The sequence below is a fragment of the Rhodosalinus sp. genome, from assembly GCF_046542825.1.
In the GTDB taxonomy this organism is placed as follows: domain Bacteria; phylum Pseudomonadota; class Alphaproteobacteria; order Rhodobacterales; family Rhodobacteraceae; genus Rhodosalinus.
Map to the genome: position 1 here is coordinate 15,670 of NZ_JBKHAQ010000002.1, position 17,531 is coordinate 33,200.

16 protein-coding genes are annotated in these 17,531 nt (G+C 69.1%); 9 read left to right on the forward strand and 7 right to left on the reverse strand.

Annotated elements, in window-relative coordinates; all coding sequences use genetic code 11:
* Positions 1-35: 35 nt before the first annotated feature.
* The 6 genes from ACLFOB_RS00535 to ACLFOB_RS00560 all read right to left on the reverse strand — a co-directional run bounded on the left by ACLFOB_RS00535 (position 36) and on the right by ACLFOB_RS00560 (position 3,883).
* Positions 36-500 (reverse strand): PTS sugar transporter subunit IIA, encoded by a 465-nt coding sequence (locus ACLFOB_RS00535; RefSeq protein ID WP_410916538.1) that lies wholly within the window; start codon positions 498-500, stop codon positions 36-38.
* Between the two features lie 46 nt (positions 501-546).
* Positions 547-1,119, reverse strand: coding sequence for a ribosome hibernation-promoting factor, HPF/YfiA family (hpf, locus tag ACLFOB_RS00540; RefSeq protein WP_410916540.1), 573 nt, complete (start codon positions 1,117-1,119; stop codon positions 547-549).
* 237 nt (positions 1,120-1,356) lie between these two features.
* The gene (gene lptB / locus ACLFOB_RS00545; RefSeq protein ID WP_410924302.1) at positions 1,357-2,115 is read right to left on the reverse strand and encodes an LPS export ABC transporter ATP-binding protein; all 759 of its coding nucleotides are present in this window, start codon (positions 2,113-2,115) and stop codon (positions 1,357-1,359) included.
* Complete coding sequence (locus ACLFOB_RS00550; RefSeq protein ID WP_410924304.1) at positions 2,112-2,561, reverse strand: LptA/OstA family protein; 450 nt, start codon at positions 2,559-2,561, stop codon at positions 2,112-2,114. The genes lptB and ACLFOB_RS00550 overlap by 4 nt, the downstream gene beginning before the upstream one ends.
* A 64-nt stretch (positions 2,562-2,625) precedes the next feature.
* A complete protein-coding gene (gene lptC, locus ACLFOB_RS00555) occupies positions 2,626-3,234 on the reverse strand; it encodes an LPS export ABC transporter periplasmic protein LptC (protein WP_410924306.1) in 609 nt (202 codons plus the stop codon).
* Positions 3,235-3,271: 37 nt separating this feature from the next.
* Positions 3,272-3,883: a ribonuclease D gene (locus ACLFOB_RS00560; RefSeq protein WP_410924307.1), complete on the reverse strand. Its 612-nt coding sequence runs from the start codon at positions 3,881-3,883 to the stop codon at positions 3,272-3,274.
* A gap of 790 nt (positions 3,884-4,673) precedes the next feature.
* Here ACLFOB_RS00560 and ACLFOB_RS00565 point away from each other — a divergent pair.
* From ACLFOB_RS00565 to ACLFOB_RS00605, 9 genes are all read left to right on the forward strand, one after another.
* Positions 4,674-5,366: a sugar transferase gene (locus tag ACLFOB_RS00565; RefSeq protein ID WP_410916550.1), complete on the forward strand. Its 693-nt coding sequence runs from the start codon at positions 4,674-4,676 to the stop codon at positions 5,364-5,366.
* Positions 5,367-5,481: 115 nt separating this feature from the next.
* Positions 5,482-6,873 carry a hypothetical protein gene (locus ACLFOB_RS00570; RefSeq protein ID WP_410924308.1) on the forward strand — a complete coding sequence of 464 codons (1,392 nt, stop codon included), beginning with the start codon at positions 5,482-5,484 and terminating at the stop codon, positions 6,871-6,873.
* Positions 6,874-6,875: 2 nt separating this feature from the next.
* The gene (locus tag ACLFOB_RS00575) at positions 6,876-8,150 is read left to right on the forward strand and encodes a glycosyltransferase family 4 protein (RefSeq protein WP_410916553.1); all 1,275 of its coding nucleotides are present in this window, start codon (positions 6,876-6,878) and stop codon (positions 8,148-8,150) included.
* Positions 8,151-8,576: 426 nt separating this feature from the next.
* The gene (gene gpmI / locus ACLFOB_RS00580) at positions 8,577-10,100 is read left to right on the forward strand and encodes a 2,3-bisphosphoglycerate-independent phosphoglycerate mutase (RefSeq protein WP_410916554.1); all 1,524 of its coding nucleotides are present in this window, start codon (positions 8,577-8,579) and stop codon (positions 10,098-10,100) included.
* On the forward strand, positions 10,097-11,212 hold the full coding sequence (locus ACLFOB_RS00585) for a murein hydrolase activator EnvC family protein (protein WP_410916555.1): 1,116 nt from the start codon (positions 10,097-10,099) through the stop codon (positions 11,210-11,212). Before gpmI ends, ACLFOB_RS00585 begins: the two co-directional genes overlap by 4 nt.
* Before the next feature lie 13 nt (positions 11,213-11,225).
* Positions 11,226-12,566 (forward strand): S41 family peptidase, encoded by a 1,341-nt coding sequence (locus ACLFOB_RS00590; RefSeq protein WP_410924310.1) that lies wholly within the window; start codon positions 11,226-11,228, stop codon positions 12,564-12,566.
* Positions 12,567-12,668: 102 nt separating this feature from the next.
* A complete protein-coding gene (locus ACLFOB_RS00595; protein WP_410924312.1) occupies positions 12,669-13,157 on the forward strand; it encodes an RNA pyrophosphohydrolase in 489 nt (162 codons plus the stop codon).
* A 65-nt stretch (positions 13,158-13,222) separates the two neighbouring features.
* Entirely contained in the window at positions 13,223-13,654 is a 432-nt protein-coding gene (locus ACLFOB_RS00600; RefSeq protein ID WP_410924314.1) for a DUF2267 domain-containing protein, read from the forward strand.
* A gap of 80 nt (positions 13,655-13,734) precedes the next feature.
* The gene (locus ACLFOB_RS00605) at positions 13,735-16,662 is read left to right on the forward strand and encodes an error-prone DNA polymerase (protein ID WP_410924316.1); all 2,928 of its coding nucleotides are present in this window, start codon (positions 13,735-13,737) and stop codon (positions 16,660-16,662) included.
* A 128-nt stretch (positions 16,663-16,790) separates the two neighbouring features.
* Here the strand turns inward: ACLFOB_RS00605 and ACLFOB_RS00610 are convergent, their stop codons facing one another.
* Positions 16,791-17,531 carry a phosphodiester glycosidase family protein gene (locus ACLFOB_RS00610; protein WP_410918239.1) on the reverse strand — a complete coding sequence of 247 codons (741 nt, stop codon included), beginning with the start codon at positions 17,529-17,531 and terminating at the stop codon, positions 16,791-16,793.

Consider the following 17,531-nt stretch of genomic DNA (forward strand, 5'->3'; position numbering starts at 1 on the left):
CGGGTCCGGGGGCGTTCGGGCCGGCAGACGCCCGGTCAGGCCGCCTTGACGCCCTGTGCCTCGGTCAGGATGGCGTGCAGCTTGGCCGGGTTAGGGTTGGCGCGCAGCTTGGCGCAGATGCCATTGTCGCGCAGCGTGCGCGCGACCAGCGCCAGCGCCTTCAGATGCTCCACCCCGGCCTCTTCCGGTGCGAAGAGCGCAAGGGCGATATCCACGGGCTGCCGGTCCACCGCGTCGAAATCCACCGGCTTTTCCAGCAGGATCAGAACGCCGCGCATTTCGTCCAGACCGGTCAGCCGCGCATGCGGCAGCGCCACACCGTGGCCCACACCGGTGGGGCCCAGCGCCTCGCGCTCCAGAAGCGCGTGCATTGCGGCGGAAGCGTCGATGCCGTAGGCGGCCTCGGCGAGGTCGGCAAGATCATGGATCAGCCGCTTCTTGCTGGATGCGGCGGTCACCACCCGAACGGCATCGGGCTTCACGAGGGTGCTGAGCGTCATGTCCTGCCCGTTCTCCGGCCGTGTGGCGCCGGAATGACCGTGTCTCTCAGGCCGAACCCTGCGGTTCGATCCAGCCGATGTTTCCGTCGTCGCGCTTGTAGACGACGTTAACGCCCTGTCGGGCCTCGTTGCGAAAGACGAGCACAGGAACCCCGGCCAGTTCCATCCGCATCACCGCCTCGCCCACCGAGAGCGACGGGATCTCCGTCTGGGTCTCGGCCACGATCACCGGCTGCAGCGTCTCCGGCTCCGAGTCGTCCTCGCCATCCGCGGCGAGGATATACGAGGAGGCGCGCATGACTTCAACGGCTTCCGGACGCGGCCGGTGATGATCTTTCAACCTGCGCTTGTAACGGCGCAGCTGCTTTTCCATCTTGGCACAGCACGCGTCGAAGGCGGCGTAGATCTCGGTCGCGGCGGCCTTGGCCTGCGCGGTCAGTCCGCTTGACAGATGCACGGTCGCCTCGCAGACATACTCGTGCGCGCTTTTCGAGAACACCACCTGTGCGTCCGTGGGGCGGTTGGCGTATTTTTCCAGCGCCTCCCCGAGGTCGGTCTCCACATGGGCCCGCAGCGCCTCGCCGATGTCGATCTGTTTGCCCGTGATCTGATAACGCATCCGCTCTCCTTTCGCGCAAGGTCTGTCCCCGGCGCGCCCGCTTGCGCGCCCGTCCCTGTCAAGGGGCAGTGCCGATGGACGTGGCAGGCGTGTGTGACGGCCTTCGCGCGCCGTGCGCGCGCCGCTCCGCGTTTGCTGTGCCGCGACCCTCATGGTCCCATTTGACGGGAGTTCGGACGGCTCTGTCAATCTCGACGGGTGCGTCGCGCGCGGGAATGGGGGCTGGCAGGCGCCGCTTCAGAGAATGCGGAAGTTCTCGCCCAGGTAGACACGGCGCACGTTTTCGTTGCGCACCACCTCCTCGGGGCTGCCCGACATCAGCATGGTGCCGTCGTGCAGGATATAGGCGCGGTCCACGATCTCGAGCGTCTCGCGCACGTTGTGGTCGGTGATGAGCACACCGATGCCGCGCGTCTTCAGCTCCGCCACGAGGTGCCGGATGTCGCCCACGCTTATCGGATCGACCCCGGCGAAGGGCTCGTCGAGCAGCAGGTACTTGGGGTCGGCGGCAAGGCAGCGCGCGATCTCGACCCGCCGCCGCTCGCCGCCCGAGAGCGCCAGCGCCGGCGCCCGGCGCAGGTGCTCGATCGAGAAATCGGACAGCAGTTCTTCCAGCCGTTCGCGCCGCTTGTGCCGGTCGCGGACCGAGATGTCGAGCACGGCCAGGATGTTGTCCTCGACGCTGAGGCCACGAAAGATCGACGTTTCCTGCGGCAGGTAGCCGATGCCCATGCGCGCCCGGCGATACATCGGCAGCGCGGTCACGTCGCGCCCGTCCACCAGCACCTGCCCGCCCTCCGGGAAAACGAGCCCTGCGATGGCGTAGAAGCAGGTCGTCTTGCCCGACCCGTTGGGGCCCAGCAGACCGACCACCTCGCCGCGGTGCAACTCCATGCTGACGTCGCGGATCACCACGCGCCTGCGGTAGCTCTTGCGCAGGTGACGCACCAGCAGGCCCTGATCGCCCTCCGTGACGGACAGCTGCGGCGCGGTCACTGGGCCTGTCCCTGCGGCCGCAGGACCGTGCGGACCCGGCCGGCCAGCTCGGCGCGGCCGGTCTCCAGAGTCACCTCCATGCGCTCGGACGCCACGGTGGCGCGGCCCTGGGTCAGAAGAACGTTGCCAGACATCACGATCCGCCCGTTCTCGACATCGTAGTCGGCGCGCTGCGCCTCGGCCGCGTCCTCGCCGCTGACCAACAGGACGCCTCCGCTCGCCTCGAGGCGCCGGATGCTGTCGCCGGCTTCACCGTAGACGACACGCACTTCGGGTGCAGACAGCCGCAGCTCGCCCTGCACGATCATGACGTCGCCCCGGAAGACGGCGGTGCCGCCGTCCTGATCGACCGAGAGCGTTTCGGCCGTGACCTCGACAGGGGCCTCGGGATCGACCGCGCCGTCACCGAAGCCGGTCTGCGTGCCCTGTGCCAGTCCCGACGTCACGGGAAGCGACCAGAGCGAAGCCACAAGAATGAGTTGGCGCGCAACTTTCAATATGAAAAAACCGCTATTCACTTCCAGGCTCGTATAGCAGCTTGACCCCCTCGGTGAAAAGCAGCCTTGCGCCCGTTTCGCCGGTCGCTCCCTCGACCTGCAGCCGCCCGGCTTCGATCCGGCCGGCGGGGCCGCGCCCTGTCACCGGTCCGCCGCTGTCCATCGCCAGCCGCTCGAGCTGGATGCGAAATCGTTCCGCCGCGACCCGGTATCCCACCGAACTCTCGACTTCGACGCCCCCGGCAAGCTGCACATAGCCTTCCGTTTCGTCCAGCAGGCCGGTCCGGGCAGCGAGCCGGATCTGGCTGCCGTCCGGCAGGTCGGCCATGGCGCGCAATTCTTCGGTGACGGCCCGACCCTCTGCCCCGGGCTCGGGCAATGCGCGGCGCGCCGTGACGGTCAGCCTGGTGCCATCCTCGGTCACACCCGCGAAGGACGGCCGTGTCACCTGTTCGCCTGCCTGCCGCTCGGCTGGCCGCCCTTCGACCCATCGCGGCGCCTCGGCCGGTTCGTGCGACCGCGCCAGCAGGAAGAGCACTGACAGAAGGCCAAGCGCTGCCAGAGGCAGCAGGATCTTCAGCCATGCCACAAGCAGGGAGTAGGTGTTGTCGCCAACCGCCATCGTGGGCCCGTGGTTGCGCGCTGCCAAAGCCGCCCGCTCAGTGGGAGAATATGTCCTCGTCCGGCCAGCCGGCGAGGTCCAGCTGCGCGCGTGTGGGAAGAAAGTCGAAGCAGGCCCTCGCCAGATCGAGCCGACCCTCGCGCACCAGCATCGACTCCAGTGCCGCTTTCAGTCGGTGCAAATAGAGGACATCGGAGGCGGCATAGTCGCGCTGGGCAGGCGTCAGCACGGGTGAGCCCCAGTCGCTGGACTGCTGCTGCTTCGAGATGTCGATGCCAAGCAGTTCCTGGGTCAGGACCTTCAGACCGTGGCGATCCGTGTAGGTCCGCACGAGCTTGGATGCGATCTTGGTGCACCACACCGGCGCCGCGAGGCTGCCGAAGGCGTTGCATAGCGCCGCGATGTCGAAGCGCCCGAAGTGAAAGAGCTTCAGCACCTCCGGGTTCTCCAGCATCGCCTGCAGGTTGGGCGCCGCGCGCTGGCCCTGTGCGATCTGGACCAGGTGGGCGGCGCCGTCGCCGGCCGAAAGCTGCACGAGGCAGAGCCGGTCACGAAACGGATTGAGCCCCATGGTTTCGCAATCGACGGCGACCACGGGACCAAGGCCCAGGTCGTCCGGCAGGTCGCCCTGGTGAAGTGTCACGCTCATCCGTATCCTCGCCGTCGCAGCGTCTTGGGGTGGCCATTAGTGGCTTGTCGCTGAGGTTGCAACTCCGTGCTGCGTGGCCGGGACGTCCGCGCGATGCCCGAAAATTGCCACGTTTCGGGGCGCGGTCCGGGCCGATTCGCGGGGTCGCCTTGCGCTCTCTCCCCGATATTCCGAAATTGAAATATTACGTGATGCAATCCTGAGTTGCATCTTTGCCGGCCACCGGACGCTGTTGACCAACAACGGCATCGCGCAGGCCGTGACAAGACGTGATCCCGCGTAATCCCGTGATATCCGAAGGATCGCGCGCTCTCGAGAAACGGTCGTTGCGTTTCGGGAGGCGAAACGCTGCACCAGACAGGAATGTATCCTGCTTTCGGACAATCTTCCGGCGTGCAACCTGGGCGAAACTGCTGCGTCAACCCCCGGCGACTCCGCCTGCAGCACAGGCTTCGTGCCCATCTTGCCGCTAGGTCCGCACAGCTGGGCGCGCATCCGGTTTCGCTTGAAGGTTGAACCCTGGCAAGGCTGCTTGACGCCCGCCATGCGCCACTGCATCTTCCTGATTAATGGAGAAAAAATGGCGAGAATGAGAATTGTCTGCGATGTGGTTCCGCATCGCGGCAACCGGAAACGGTGAGGACAGGTCGACACTCCTGGAGACTTCGGACCGGTGCGTCTCCGGCCTGCGGCAAGGATCGCAGGAAGGAGCCAGGTTTCCTCGGGACTGGGGCTGCCCGAGCGACCGTGGGTCGGGAGAGGTCGCGAGCGTCGCGGATGGAGAACAACGATGACTGTTGAATTGCGTCAGCCCCTTCCGACTGCCGAGGCGATGCCCGCTCCGTCGACGGCGTCCCGTATCGATCGCGTGAACCGCGGCCTCTACCGTACCGGCGGCAAACGGGTGCTCGACATCGTGCTGGCCCTTCTGGCGCTGCCGGCGGTGGTCTTCGTGCTCTTGCCCTTCGTGCTTCTGGTCGCGCTGGACGGGGGCAGACCGTTCTACCGGCAGGCGCGCCTTGGTCGGGATGCCCGCGTTTTCGGAATGTGGAAGCTGCGCAGCATGGTGCCCGACGCCGAGCGGCTGCTGGAGAGCCATCTCGCGGCGCATCCGGAGGCGCGTGCCGAGTGGCAGCGCGACCAGAAGCTGCGCAACGATCCGCGCATCACGCGCGTGGGGCGCTTCATCCGCCGCACCTCGATCGACGAGCTGCCGCAGCTCTGGAACGTCCTTCTGGGCGACATGTCCCTGGTCGGGCCGCGCCCGATGTTGCCCGAGCAGCGAGACCTCTATCCGGGCATAGCCTATTATGCCATGCGTCCGGGCATCACCGGGTACTGGCAGACTTCGGTTCGCAACGAGTCGAGCTTTGCCGAGCGGGCGCTTTACGACACCTCGTATTTCCGCGACCTGTCGCTGCGCACCGATCTGAGGGTGCTGCTCGACACGGTCCGTGTCCTGGCGGCACCGACCGGGCGCTGAAACACGCCCGCGTGCGCGGAATGCGCGACACGCGGCTTCGAACGTGCTAGCGAAGGGTGTTGCGGCCAGTCACGGGCCGTGACGGGGGCGTCGAACGGGATCTGGTGGCGGGACGATGCCCAACGCCCTTGCATATTTCATGATCATGCTGTGGCCGGTGGTCACCGTCATGCTTTTTCGAAAGCTGCCGGCGGACCGTGCGCTGATCTGGTCGATGATCGGGGCGTATCTGGTCCTGCCGCCTGCGCCCGCCGGGTTCGACTATCCGCTGGTCCCGCCGTTGACCAAGGACACGCTGCCGCCGCTGGTCGCCTTCGTGGCCATCGTGACGATGACCAGTCCCAAGCGCCCCTTCCTGCCGGAGAGCCCGATCGGCCGCGTGCTGCTGGCGATCTTCATGCTGTCGCCGTTTCCGACGGTGCTGACCAATACCGAGCCGCTGAGTTTCGGACGGACCTACATCCTGGGACTTCAGCTCAAGGACGCGGTGTCGCTCATGGTTCAGCAATTCCTGCTGATCCTGCCGTTTCTCATGGCCCGGCAGCTTCTGGTGTCGGCGGAAAGCCAGCGGGCACTGCTCGTCGCGCTGGTTGCGGCGGCATCGGTGTATACCCTTCCCATGCTCGTCGAACTGAGGATGAGCCCGCAGCTCAATACCTGGATCTACGGCTGGTTCCAGCACGACTTCTCGCAGATGATGCGCGGCGGCGGCTACCGTCCCATCGTGTTTCTCTACCATGCCCTGTGGCTGGCCTTTTTCATGGTAATGGCGGCGGTCTCTGCAACCGCGCTGCTGAAGACCGAGAGGCGAAACGCCCTGCGGGCCGTGTGGCTGGCCGCCATGATCTGGCTGGTGATCATCCTGGTGCTGACGAAGAGCTACGCACCGATCCTCTACGCGCTCGTCCTGCTGCCGCTGGTCCTGTTTCTCGGCACGCGCCTGCAGATCGCGGCGGCTGCCTGCATCGCGCTCTTCGCGGTGTCCTACCCGATGCTCAAGGGGGTCGACATGATCCCCGCGCAGACCGTGCTCGCCGCCGCCGAGCGGGTCGATGCCACGCGGGCGCGGTCGCTCGAGTTCCGCTTCGACAACGAGGAGTTGTTGCTCGATCGTCTCGAGCAGAAGCCGCTTTTCGGATGGGGAACTTGGGGGCGCAATCATGTCCATAACGAAGAGGGCCGCATGATCACGATCGCCGACGGGCGATGGATCATCACCATGGGCGTCTATGGCTGGGTCGGCTTCCTTGCGGAGTTCTGGCTGATCACCCTGCCGATCTTCATGATCTGGCGCGAAAGCCTGCGCAAGGACGATCCCGTTCCGCCCTACGCGGGGCCGCTCGCCCTGTTGCTGGCGGTCAATCTCTTCGACATGATCCCCAATGCGACGCTCACGCCGCTGACGTGGCTGGTGGCCGGCGCGCTCTGGGGGTTCGCCGAAGAGCGTCAGGCGCGCGCCCGACGGCAAGCCGTTGCGGCCGCGCCTGTCTGGCGCTCGGTGATGTGACGATGCGCCCGCGTGTGCTGCTGGTCGCCGAGGCGGCCAATCCCGAATGGGTCAGCGTGCCGCTCGTCGGCTGGTCGCTGGCGACTGCGCTGCGCGCCGTGGCCGACGTGCACATCGTCACCCAGGTGCGCAACCGCGACGCCTTCCTGCGAGCCGGGATGATCGAGGGCGAGGATTTCACGGCAATCGATTCAGAGGCGGTGCAGCGTCCCGTCTGGTGGCTGGGCGAGCGGCTGCGCATGGGGCAGGGGCGCGGATGGACCACGCAGCAGGCGCTCGCCTCGCTCACCTACCCGTGGTTCGAGCGGCTGGTCTGGCGCCGCTTCGGCGACGCCCTCCGCGCGGGTCGCTATGACATCGTGCATCGCGTCACACCGCTGAGCCCGACCGCGCCCAGCCCGCTGGCTGCGCGTTGCGCCCGCGCGGGCGTGCCCTTCGTCGTTGGACCGCTCAACGGCGGCGTGCCGTGGCCGCCGGGGTTCGAGGGCGAACGCCTGCGCGAACGCGAATTCCTGAGCTATCTGCGCGGCGCCTACCGGATGCTGCCGGGGCGGAGGGCGATGCTGCGCCACGCGGCGGCGATCCTCGTGGGCTCGCGCCATACCGAGAGCGAGGTGCCGGCGGCGCAGCGGGCAAAATGCGTCTACCTGCCGGAAAACGCGGTGGACCCTGCGCGCTTTTTCGATGCCGCCAGGCCCGCTGCCGCGCCGCTGACCGCTGCGTTCGTCGGTCGCATGGTGCCCTACAAGGGGCCCGACATGCTGATCGAAGCGGCGGCGCACCTGCTGCGCGAAGGTCGCCTTGTGTTGCACATGGTGGGCGACGGGCCGATGATGCCGGCGCTGAGGGCGCAGGCCGAGGGGCTGCCGGGCCTGGTCTTTCACGGCTGGCTGCCGCACGAGCGGGTGCAGGCGGTCCTGTCGGAGTGCCACCTCCTGGCCTTTCCCTCGGTTCGCGAGTTCGGCGGCGGCGTCGTGCTCGAGGCGATGGCGACGGGGGTGGTGCCCCTGATCGTGGATTATGCAGGACCGGGCGAACTGGTGGGACCGGAGACGGGGATCAAGGTCCCGATCGGCCCGCGCGCGTCGATCGTCGCCGGCTTTGCCGGGGAACTGTCCCGTCTGGCCGATGCGCCGCGGACGCTGGCGCCGCTGGCCGCCGCGGGGCGCGCACGCGTGGCCGAAGCCTTCACCTGGCAGCGGAAGGCCGAACAGGTGGGCCGCGTCTACGAATGGGTGCTGGCCGGCCGCCCCGGCGCGGCCCCGGTGCTCGTCTGATCTCAGCGGGCTGCCGATCTGGCGGGCGGGCGCGCCTGCCACAACGGCGCGCGCTTCGACGTCCCGCGTGACCACGGCGTGGGCCCCGATCTCGGCATGGGCACCCACCTCCAGCGGCCCGAGAAGCTTTGCCCCGGCTCCGATATCGACGTGTCCGCCCAGCACGACGACCCCCGACAGGGTGACCTGATGGAAGATCAGGCAGTTGGGGCCGATGCGCGCCTCGGGGTGGATCACGATCCCGTTGGGATGTGTCGGGAGCAGCCCGCCCTCGATCTGCGCGCGGATCGGAATGTCGCATTGCGTGGGCCGTGGCGTGATACATCGCCGGGCGCGTGCCGGCAATCTGCCGCCGGCCGTGCCGCGGACGGTTCAATCCGCCACCGCGCCGCGCTAGAAGGGCCGCGCGGTGGAAGGGATCAGGCAATGGCGACGAAACCTGTGGTGCTGTGCATCCTGGACGGATGGGGCTTGTCCGAGGTGCGCGAGGCGAACGCGCCCGCGCTGGCCGACACGCCGCATTTCGACCGGATCTGGGCGGACTGCCCGCACGCCACGCTCGTCACCCACGGCCGCGATGCGGGCCTGCCCGCCGGACAGATGGGCAATTCCGAGGTGGGGCATACCAACATCGGCGCGGGGCGCGTAGTCGCGATGGACCTCGGCCGCATCGGCCTGGCCATCGAGGACGGCAGTTTCGCGGCCGCGCCGGCGCTGCGCCGCTTCATCGGGCGTGTGCGCGAGGCAGGCGGCATCGCGCATCTGATGGGCCTGGTCTCCGACGGCGGGGTGCACGGGCACATCGACCACATGCTCGCCGCCGCGCGCGCGATCACCCAAGCGGGCCTTGCCGTGGCGATCCACGCGATCACCGATGGCCGCGACGTCGCGCCGAAAAGCGCCGAGGACTACATGGCGCGGCTGGAAGCGGAACTGCCGTCGGGCGCCCATGTCGCCACCGTCACGGGCCGCTACTACGCGATGGACCGCGACAACCGCTGGGAGCGGGTCGCCAGAGCCTACAACGTGATGGTCCGCGGAGAAGGTGCGCGCCACGCCCCCAACGGGATCGAGGCGGTGCGCGCGGGCTATGCCGAGGGGCTTACCGACGAGTTTCTGGAGCCCACCGCGATCGGCGACTGCGGCGCGATGCGCGACGGCGACGGCCTCTTCTGCCTGAACTTCCGGGCTGACCGCGCGCGGCAGATCCTGCGCGCCATCGGAGAGCCCGGATTCGCCGAGTTCGACACCCGGCCGCGCCCGAAGCTTTCCGCCATGCTGGGGATGGTCGAGTATTCCGAGGCGCACAACGCCTTCATGGACACCGTCTTTCCCGCGCAGGACATCCCCGACACGCTGGGCGCCTGGGTGGCGCAGAAGGGGCTGCGGCAATTCCGCCTGGCCGAGACGGAGAAATACCCTCACGTCACCTTCTTTCTCAACGGTGGCCGCGAAGCGCCCTACGCGGGCGAGGATCGCTACATGGCGCCGTCGCCGAAGGTGGCGACATACGATCTCGCCCCCGAGATGGCCGCAGGCGAGGTGACCGACAGCCTGGTGGAGGCGATCGGGGCGGGGTACGACCTGATCGTGGTGAACTACGCCAACCCGGACATGGTGGGCCACACCGGCGATCTGCAGGCCGCGATCCGCGCCTGCGAGGCTGTGGACCGCGGCCTTGGCCGCGCGCTCGACGCGCTGGCGCAGGCGGGCGGTGCCATGATCGTGACCGCCGATCACGGCAATTGCGAAACCATGGTGGACCCCGAGACCGGCGGCCCGCACACCGCGCATACCACCAACCCGGTGCCGGTGATCCTGGTGGGCGGCCCATCGGGCGCGCGGCTGCGCGAAGGCGGGCGGCTTGCGGATCTGGCGCCCACCGTGCTGGCGCTCATGGGGCTTGACCAGCCGGCCGCCATGACCGGCGAGAGCCTGATCGCGGCATGAGGTGTCTGGCGGCCCTGCTGATCGCGCTCGCGGGGCCGGTGTCCGCCGATCCGGCGGAAGAGGCGCGCGCCGCGCTCGCGCAGCTCGATGCAGCGATGCGGTCGCTGGACGAGGCCGAGGGCGGGCGCGACCGGGTTGCCGCGCTGACCGAGACGGTGCGCGGCCTGGAGGCCGGCCTCGCCGCCATGCGCGAAGGGCTGCGCGCGGTCGCGATCCGCGAGGCGCAGCTTGACCGCAGCCTTCAGGCGCAGGAGGCCGAGGTGGCGCAGCTTCTGGGCGTGCTGCAAAGCATCGGCTCGGCGCCGACGCCGGTGCTGTTCCTGCATCCCGGCGGCCCCCTTGGCACCGCGCGGGCAGGCATGCTGGTGGCGGAAGTCACGCCGGCGCTCGAGGCAGAGGCCGCCGCCCTGCGCGAAGACCTGCGTGAGGTGGCGACGCTTCGCGCGCTGCAGGAGGCCGCTGCAGAGCGGTTGACCGAGGGGCTGACGAGCGTGCAGCAGGCGCGCACCGCGCTCAGCACCGCCATCGCCGACCGCACCGACCTGCCGCGCCGCTTCACAGCCGATCCCGTGGCCACGCAGATCCTGATCGCGGCGAGCGAGACGCTGGAGGGTTTCGCCAGCGGGCTGGCCGAGATCGGCTTCGCGGATCCCGACGCGCCACCGCTGCCCGGGATCTCCGAGCGCAAGGGCGCGCTGCCCCTGCCGGTCGAGGGCACCGTGCTGCGCCGCGCGAACGAGACCGACGCGGCCGGGATCGCCCGGCCGGGCATTCTCGTCGCCACGCGCCCCCGCGCCCTGGTGACCACGCCCGCCGCCGCGACGGTGCGGTATCGCGGCCCGCTGCTCGACTACGGTCAGGTCAGCATCCTGGAACCCGAATCGGGTATCCTGCTCGTGCTGGCCGGCCTCGACACGGTCTTCGGCGAACCCGGACAGGTTCTGCCGGAGGGCAGCCCGGTGGGACTGATGGGCGGGGAAGAGCCCTCGCCGGGCACGAATCCGTCACAGGATGGTGAAGGGGCTGGCTCGCCCCTGTCGGAGACGCTCTATATCGAGGTACGGACCAATGACGCGCCCGTCGATCCGCTCGACTGGTTCCGCGCAGACTAGGGAAGAGTATCGCATGAACAAGACGCTGATGGCTGCCGCCGCCGGCACGCTCGCCGGAATTCTGGCAACGACCCAGGTCGCCGGTCCGTTGCTCGCGCAGGAGGACATGCGCGGCTCGAACGTCTACGAGCAGCTCGACCTGTTCGGCGACATCTTCGAACGGATCCGTGCGCAATATGTCGAAGAGGTGGACGAGGCCGACCTGATCGAGGCCGCGATCAACGGGATGCTCACCTCGCTCGACCCGCATTCCAGCTACCTGTCGCCCGAGGATGCAAGCGCCATGCGCGTCCAGACCCGCGGCGAGTTCGGCGGGCTGGGCATCGAGGTCACGCAGGAGGACGGCTTCGTCAAGGTGGTCTCGCCGATCGACGGGACGCCTGCGGACGCCGCGGGTGTGCAGGCGGGCGACTTCATCACCCATGTGGACGGCGAATCGGTCCTTGGCCTCACGCTCGACGAGGCGGTCGAGCTGATGCGCGGCCCCGTGGGCTCCGAGATCATCATCACGGTCGTGCGCGAGGACCAGGCAGAACCCTTCGACGTCTCGATCATCCGCGACACGATCAAGCTGACCGCCGTGCGCTCGCGGCTGGAGGGCGACAGCGTGATCCTGCGCGTCACCACCTTCAACGATCAGACCTTTTCCAATCTCGAGGCCGGTCTCGCGGAACAGGTCGAGGAGGCCGGCGGGCTCGAGAACATAAACGGCATCGTGCTCGACCTGCGCAACAACCCGGGCGGCCTGCTCAACCAGGCGATCGAGGTCGCCGACGCCTTTCTCGACAAGGGAGAGATCGTCTCGACCCGCGGCCGCAACCCCGAGGAGGGCGACCGCTTCAACGCGACGGCGGGCGATCTGGCAGAGGGCAAGCCCATCGTGGTGCTCATCAACGGCGGCTCCGCCTCGGCCTCCGAGATCGTGGCAGGCGCGCTGCAGGACCACCGCCGCGCCATCGTCGTGGGCACCAAGAGCTTCGGAAAGGGTTCGGTTCAGACGGTCATGCCGCTTCGCGGCGATGCGGCGATGCGGCTGACGACGTCGCGCTACTACACGCCGTCGGGCCGGTCGATCCAGGCGCTGGGCATCTCGCCCGACATCCCCGTGCAGCAGCCGCCGCGGCGCGAGGCCAGCGAAGAGGAGGAAAACGGGCCCGCGCTTCCCTCGCGGTCGGAGGCCGACCTGCGCGGCCGGCTCGACAACGACAGCCTGAGCGAGGACGAGGTCCGCCAGATCGAGGAGGATCGCGCGCTTGCCGATGCCTCCGCGCGGCTGCGCGACGAGGATTACCAGCTGGCCTATGCCATCGACATCCTCAAGGGCCTGACGGCGCTGGTCCCAGCCCAGGAGTGAACAGGGGCGGGGCGATCTTTCGGCAGGAAGATCGCCCCCGCCCGCCGCCGCGCGCGAAAAATCTTCGAAGGAGATTTTTCGGACCAGTCCCGGAGCTTCGCGATGACCCCCGATGAGATCGCCCGCCTGCCCTATCGCCCCTGCGTCGGCGTGATGCTGACCAATGCCAGGGGCGAGGTCTTCGTCGGCCAGCGGATCGACAACCCCGGCCCCGCCTGGCAGATGCCGCAGGGCGGCATCGACCCCGGAGAGAGCGTCGAAGAGGCCGCGCTGCGCGAATTGCGCGAAGAGACCGGCGTGACCCCCGACCTCGTGCGCCTCGAACGCGAAAGCGCGGACTGGGTGACCTACGATCTGCCGCACGAGCTTGTCCCGAAGATCTGGAAGGGCCGCTTTCGCGGGCAGAAGCAGAAATGGGTGCTGATGCGCTTTCTCGGCACCGACGACCGGATCGACATCGCCACCGAGCATCCCGAGTTCTCGACCTGGCGCTGGATCGCGCCGGAGGCGCTGCCCGGCGTGATCGTGCCCTTCAAGCGGCAGGTCTACGAAGAGGTTCTGGCGCAGTTCGCGGGCGCGCTGGGCCGCTGAGGAACGGTCGCGCCGTTGCTTGCGTTTGGTCACCGAAGGACACCAGACGCAAGGGAGGCCGACCCATGACCGGCAATGCACCCTCGGTAATCGACCGGACCGTGCACGAAACCAACGAATGGCTGAACGAACTGGCCGAGGCGATCGGCGGCAGCAAGCAGGATGGCTATCATGCGCTGCGCGCGGGCCTTCACGCCCTGCGCGACCGGATGGTGGCGGACGAGGCCGTGCATCTGGGCCAGCAACTGCCGCTCCTGATCCGCGGCATCTATTTCGAGGACTGGAAGCCTTCGGCCACGCCGCACAAGCAGCGCTCGCGCGAGGCCTACCTCGATTTCGTGCGCCAGAAACTCTCGCAGGACGGCAGCAGCATCGAGCCCGAAACCGCCCTTGACGGCGTGTTCACCGTGCTGAAGATGCATATCGACAAGGGCGAGCTTGGCCATGTCGCCGACCAGCTGCCCGGGGAAGTGACCGAGATGATGCGGGTCGCCTGAACCCGGCCCGGTGGTCGGGCGCCGCGATGCGTCGCCCGACTCCACATGAGAACAAAACATGAATATACTCGCGACTCGCCATGGTCGCAGAGCTTTCGATCACCACCAACTTCACCTTCCTCACCGGGGCCTCCCACCCCGAGGAGCACATGCAGCGCGCCGCGCTGATGGGGCTTTCGGCCATCGCGGTGGCCGACGTGAACTCGGTCGCCGGTATCGTCCGCGCCCATGCGGAGGCGCGCAGGATCGCCCGCGAGGTGGCCGAGATCGAGACGCGCCTGCGCGACGGCCGGTTCATCGGCCCGCCCGCGCCGCCCGGTCTGCCGCCGCCCCCCTCGGCCAACATCCGCAACGTGCCAAGGCTGATTCCGGCCGCGCGGATCGTGCTGTCCGACGGGCCGGAGTTCACCGCGCTCGCCGCCACGCGGGCGGGATGGGCGCGGCTCTGCCGGCTGATTTCGCGCGGGCGGCTGCGCGCGCCCAAGGGCGATTGCGCGCTGCGGATGGAGGACGTGCTGGAGGGAATGGAGGGGCTGGAGCTTCTGCTGCACCCGCCGGCCCGCGCGCTCGACCCCGGCGCGGACTGGCGGCGGCAGGCGGACCGCCTCGCGCGGCGTTTCGCGGCGCAGATGCATCTTGCCCTTGCACCTGTCTACGACGGGCAGGATGCCCGCCGCTTCGACCTTTGGGCGGAGGAGGCCGCGCGGCTCGGCCTGCCCGCGCTGGCCACCGCGCGGCCCCTCATGCACCACGGTCGCCGCCGGCGGCTGGCGGACGTGATGACGGCGATCCGCACCGGCACGCGGGTCGATGCGCTGGGCCGCGCGGCGCTGGCCAACGGGGAACAGCGGTTGCGCTCGCCGGCGGAGATGCGCCGCCTCTTCCGCGGGCACGAGGCGGCGGTGGAGCGGACCGGGGCGCTGGCCGCGCGCTGCAGCTTCGCGCTTGACGAGTTGCGCTACGAGTATCCGTCCGAGGTGGCAGAGGGCGAAAGCGCGTCCCAGCGGCTGAACCGCCTCGCCCGCGAGGGGCTGCGCTGGCGCTATCCCGAGGGCGCGCCGGAGCGGGTGACGAAGCTGATCGAGCACGAACTCGCCCTGATCGCCAAGCTGAACTACGAGCCCTATTTCCTGACCGTGCGCGATATCGTGGCCTTTGCCCGCGCGCGCGGCATCCTCTGCCAGGGGCGCGGCTCTGCCGCCAATTCGGTGGTCTGCTACTGCCTCGGCATCACCAGCGTCAGCCCCGAGATCGGGACCATGGTCTTCGAGCGCTTCGTGTCCGAGGCGCGGGACGAGCCCCCCGACATCGACGTGGATTTCGAGCACGAGCGCCGCGAGGAGGTGATCCAGTGGATCTATGACCGCTACGGCCGCCACCGCGCGGGCCTCTGCGCCACCGTGATCCACTACCGCGGCAAGCGCGCGATCCGCGAGGTGGGCCGCGCCATGGGGCTTTCCGAGGACACGGTCGCCGCGCTTTCCTCCCAGCTCTGGGGCTTCTACGGCATGAGCGGGACGGAAGCGGAGCGCCTGCGCGAGATCGGCCTCGACCCCGCCGACCGGCGGCTGGGGCAGACGATGGAACTGATCGACGAGATCATCGGCTTCCCCCGGCACCTCAGCCAGCACGTCGGCGGCTTCGTCATCACCGAGGGGCGGCTGGACGAGCTCTGCCCGATCGAGAACGCCAGCATGGAGGACCGCACGGTCATCTGCTGGGACAAGGACGACATCGACGCGCTGGGCATTCTCAAGGTGGACGTGCTGGCGCTGGGGATGCTGACCTGCATCCGCAAGGCCTTCGACCTGATGCGCCAGCATCACGGGGCGGACTACACGCTGGCCACCCTGCCGCAGGAGGACCGCGCCACCTACGACATGCTCTGCCGGGCCGATTCGGTAGGCGTCTTCCAGGTCGAGAGCCGCGCGCAGATGAACTTCCTGCCGCGGATGCGCCCGCGCTGCTTCTACGATCTGGTGATCCAGGTGGCGATCATCCGCCCCGGTCCCATCCAGGGCGACATGGTGCACCCCTACATCCGCCGCCGGAACGGCGAGGAGCCGGTGACCTTCCCCTCCGACGCGCTGGGCGCGGTGCTGGGCAAGACGCTGGGCGTGCCGCTCTTTCAGGAGCAGGCGATGCAGATCGCCATCGTGGGCGCGAACTTCACGCCCGACGAGGCCGACCGCCTGCGCCGTTCGCTCGCCACCTTCAAGAAGCACGGCAACGTCAGCGAGTTCCGCACCCGCTTCCTGCGCGGGATGGCGGCCAACGGCTACGACCGCGACTTCGCCGAGCGGTGTTTCAGCCAGATCGAGGGCTTCGGCAGCTACGGCTTCCCCGAGAGCCACGCGGCGAGCTTCGCGCTGCTGGTCTATGCCTCGGCCTGGATCAAGCGGCACCACCCCGGCCTTTTCGCCTGCGCGCTGCTCAACGCGCAGCCGATGGGCTTCTACGCGCCGGCGCAGATCGTGCGCGACGCACGCGAACACGGGGTCGAGGTGCGGCCCGTCTGCATCAACAGGAGCTACTGGGACAACGCGATGGAGCCCGACGGGCGCGGCGGGCTCGCCCTGCGGCTGGGGTTCCGCCAGATCCGCGGGATGAAGGAAGAGGACGCCGCCTGGATCGCGGGGGCGCGCGGCAACGGCTACCGCTCGGTCGAGGATGTCTGGCGCCGCGCCGGCGTGGCGCCCGCCCTGCTGGCCCGGCTGGCCGAGGCCGACGTCTTCGCCGACCTGCGGCTTCCCCGGCGCGAGGCGCTGTGGCAGGCCCGGGCCCTGCGCGCGCCCGCGCCGCTCCCGCTCTTCGAGGGCCAGATGGAGGGCGAGGGCATCGCCGAGCCCGCCGCCCGTCTGCCCGCCATGACGCTGGGCGAGGAGGTGGTGGAGGATTACGTCGCCATGCGGCTCACGCTGCGCGCGCACCCTGTGGCGCTCTTGCGCGACCGGCTGACCCCGCCCGGCGCCTGGGAGCGGGGCGCGCCGGCCGGGACCGGCGCCTGATGCGCCACCGGCGCCAGGCAGCGGAAGCCGGCAGGGGGGCTGTCTGCCCCCCTCGGCGGCTGCGCCGCCTCACCCCCCCGAGGGTATTTCGGGCAAGAGGAAGGGCTGGGGAGGGGGGCGCCCGCCGCTCAGCCCGCCGGCTCGACCACGCCCAGGATCGGACCCATCGCGCGGCCGAAGTCCGACCGGCCGAGCGAGGGCGCGTGCAGGCGCGAGACGCTGCCGTCGAGGTAGAGCGCCTGCGGCAGCCCCAGCGCGTCGCGGAAGAGGCGGCCGAATTCGTGGAAGGTGACCGGCACCTCGGAGATCGCCATGACAAGGCGCCGGCCGTCCGCGCTGGTGCCCACGCCGTTGCGCACATGGCGCGAGGTCGAGTCGGGCAGGAAGCGCGGGTGCAACTCGCCGTCGATCACCAGCATCGGCCCGGATTGCGTGGCGAAGCGGCAGGCGGGCGCCGCCTGTTCGAAGCGGCGTGTCTCGATCACGTCGGCGCGGCCGCTGCGCAGGCAGAGCACCCCGTTGGGCAGCAGGCCGAAGTTGCCGGGCCCCGCGGAGGTGACGAGATACATCGCCTCCTCGCCCTCTTCGACGTAGAGGCCCACAGGCGCGCGGTCCTCGTGATACATGCCGGCGTTCATCGCCGGGCCGAGGCTGAGGCCGCGCGCCGCGAGCGCGGCGTCGAGCGTGGCGAAATGGCCGTAGGGCTTGCCCGTCGCATCCGAGTGGAACAGGCGCAGGTCGTCCCGTGCGGGGTCGAGCTCGCAGATGGTGTAGGACCGCTCCCCATGCTCGATGCCGCGGCAATCGGCCGCCTTCGCCGGAAGCCCCAGGCCAAGCCCCAGCGTCGCCGCAAGCAGGGCGCGCAACAT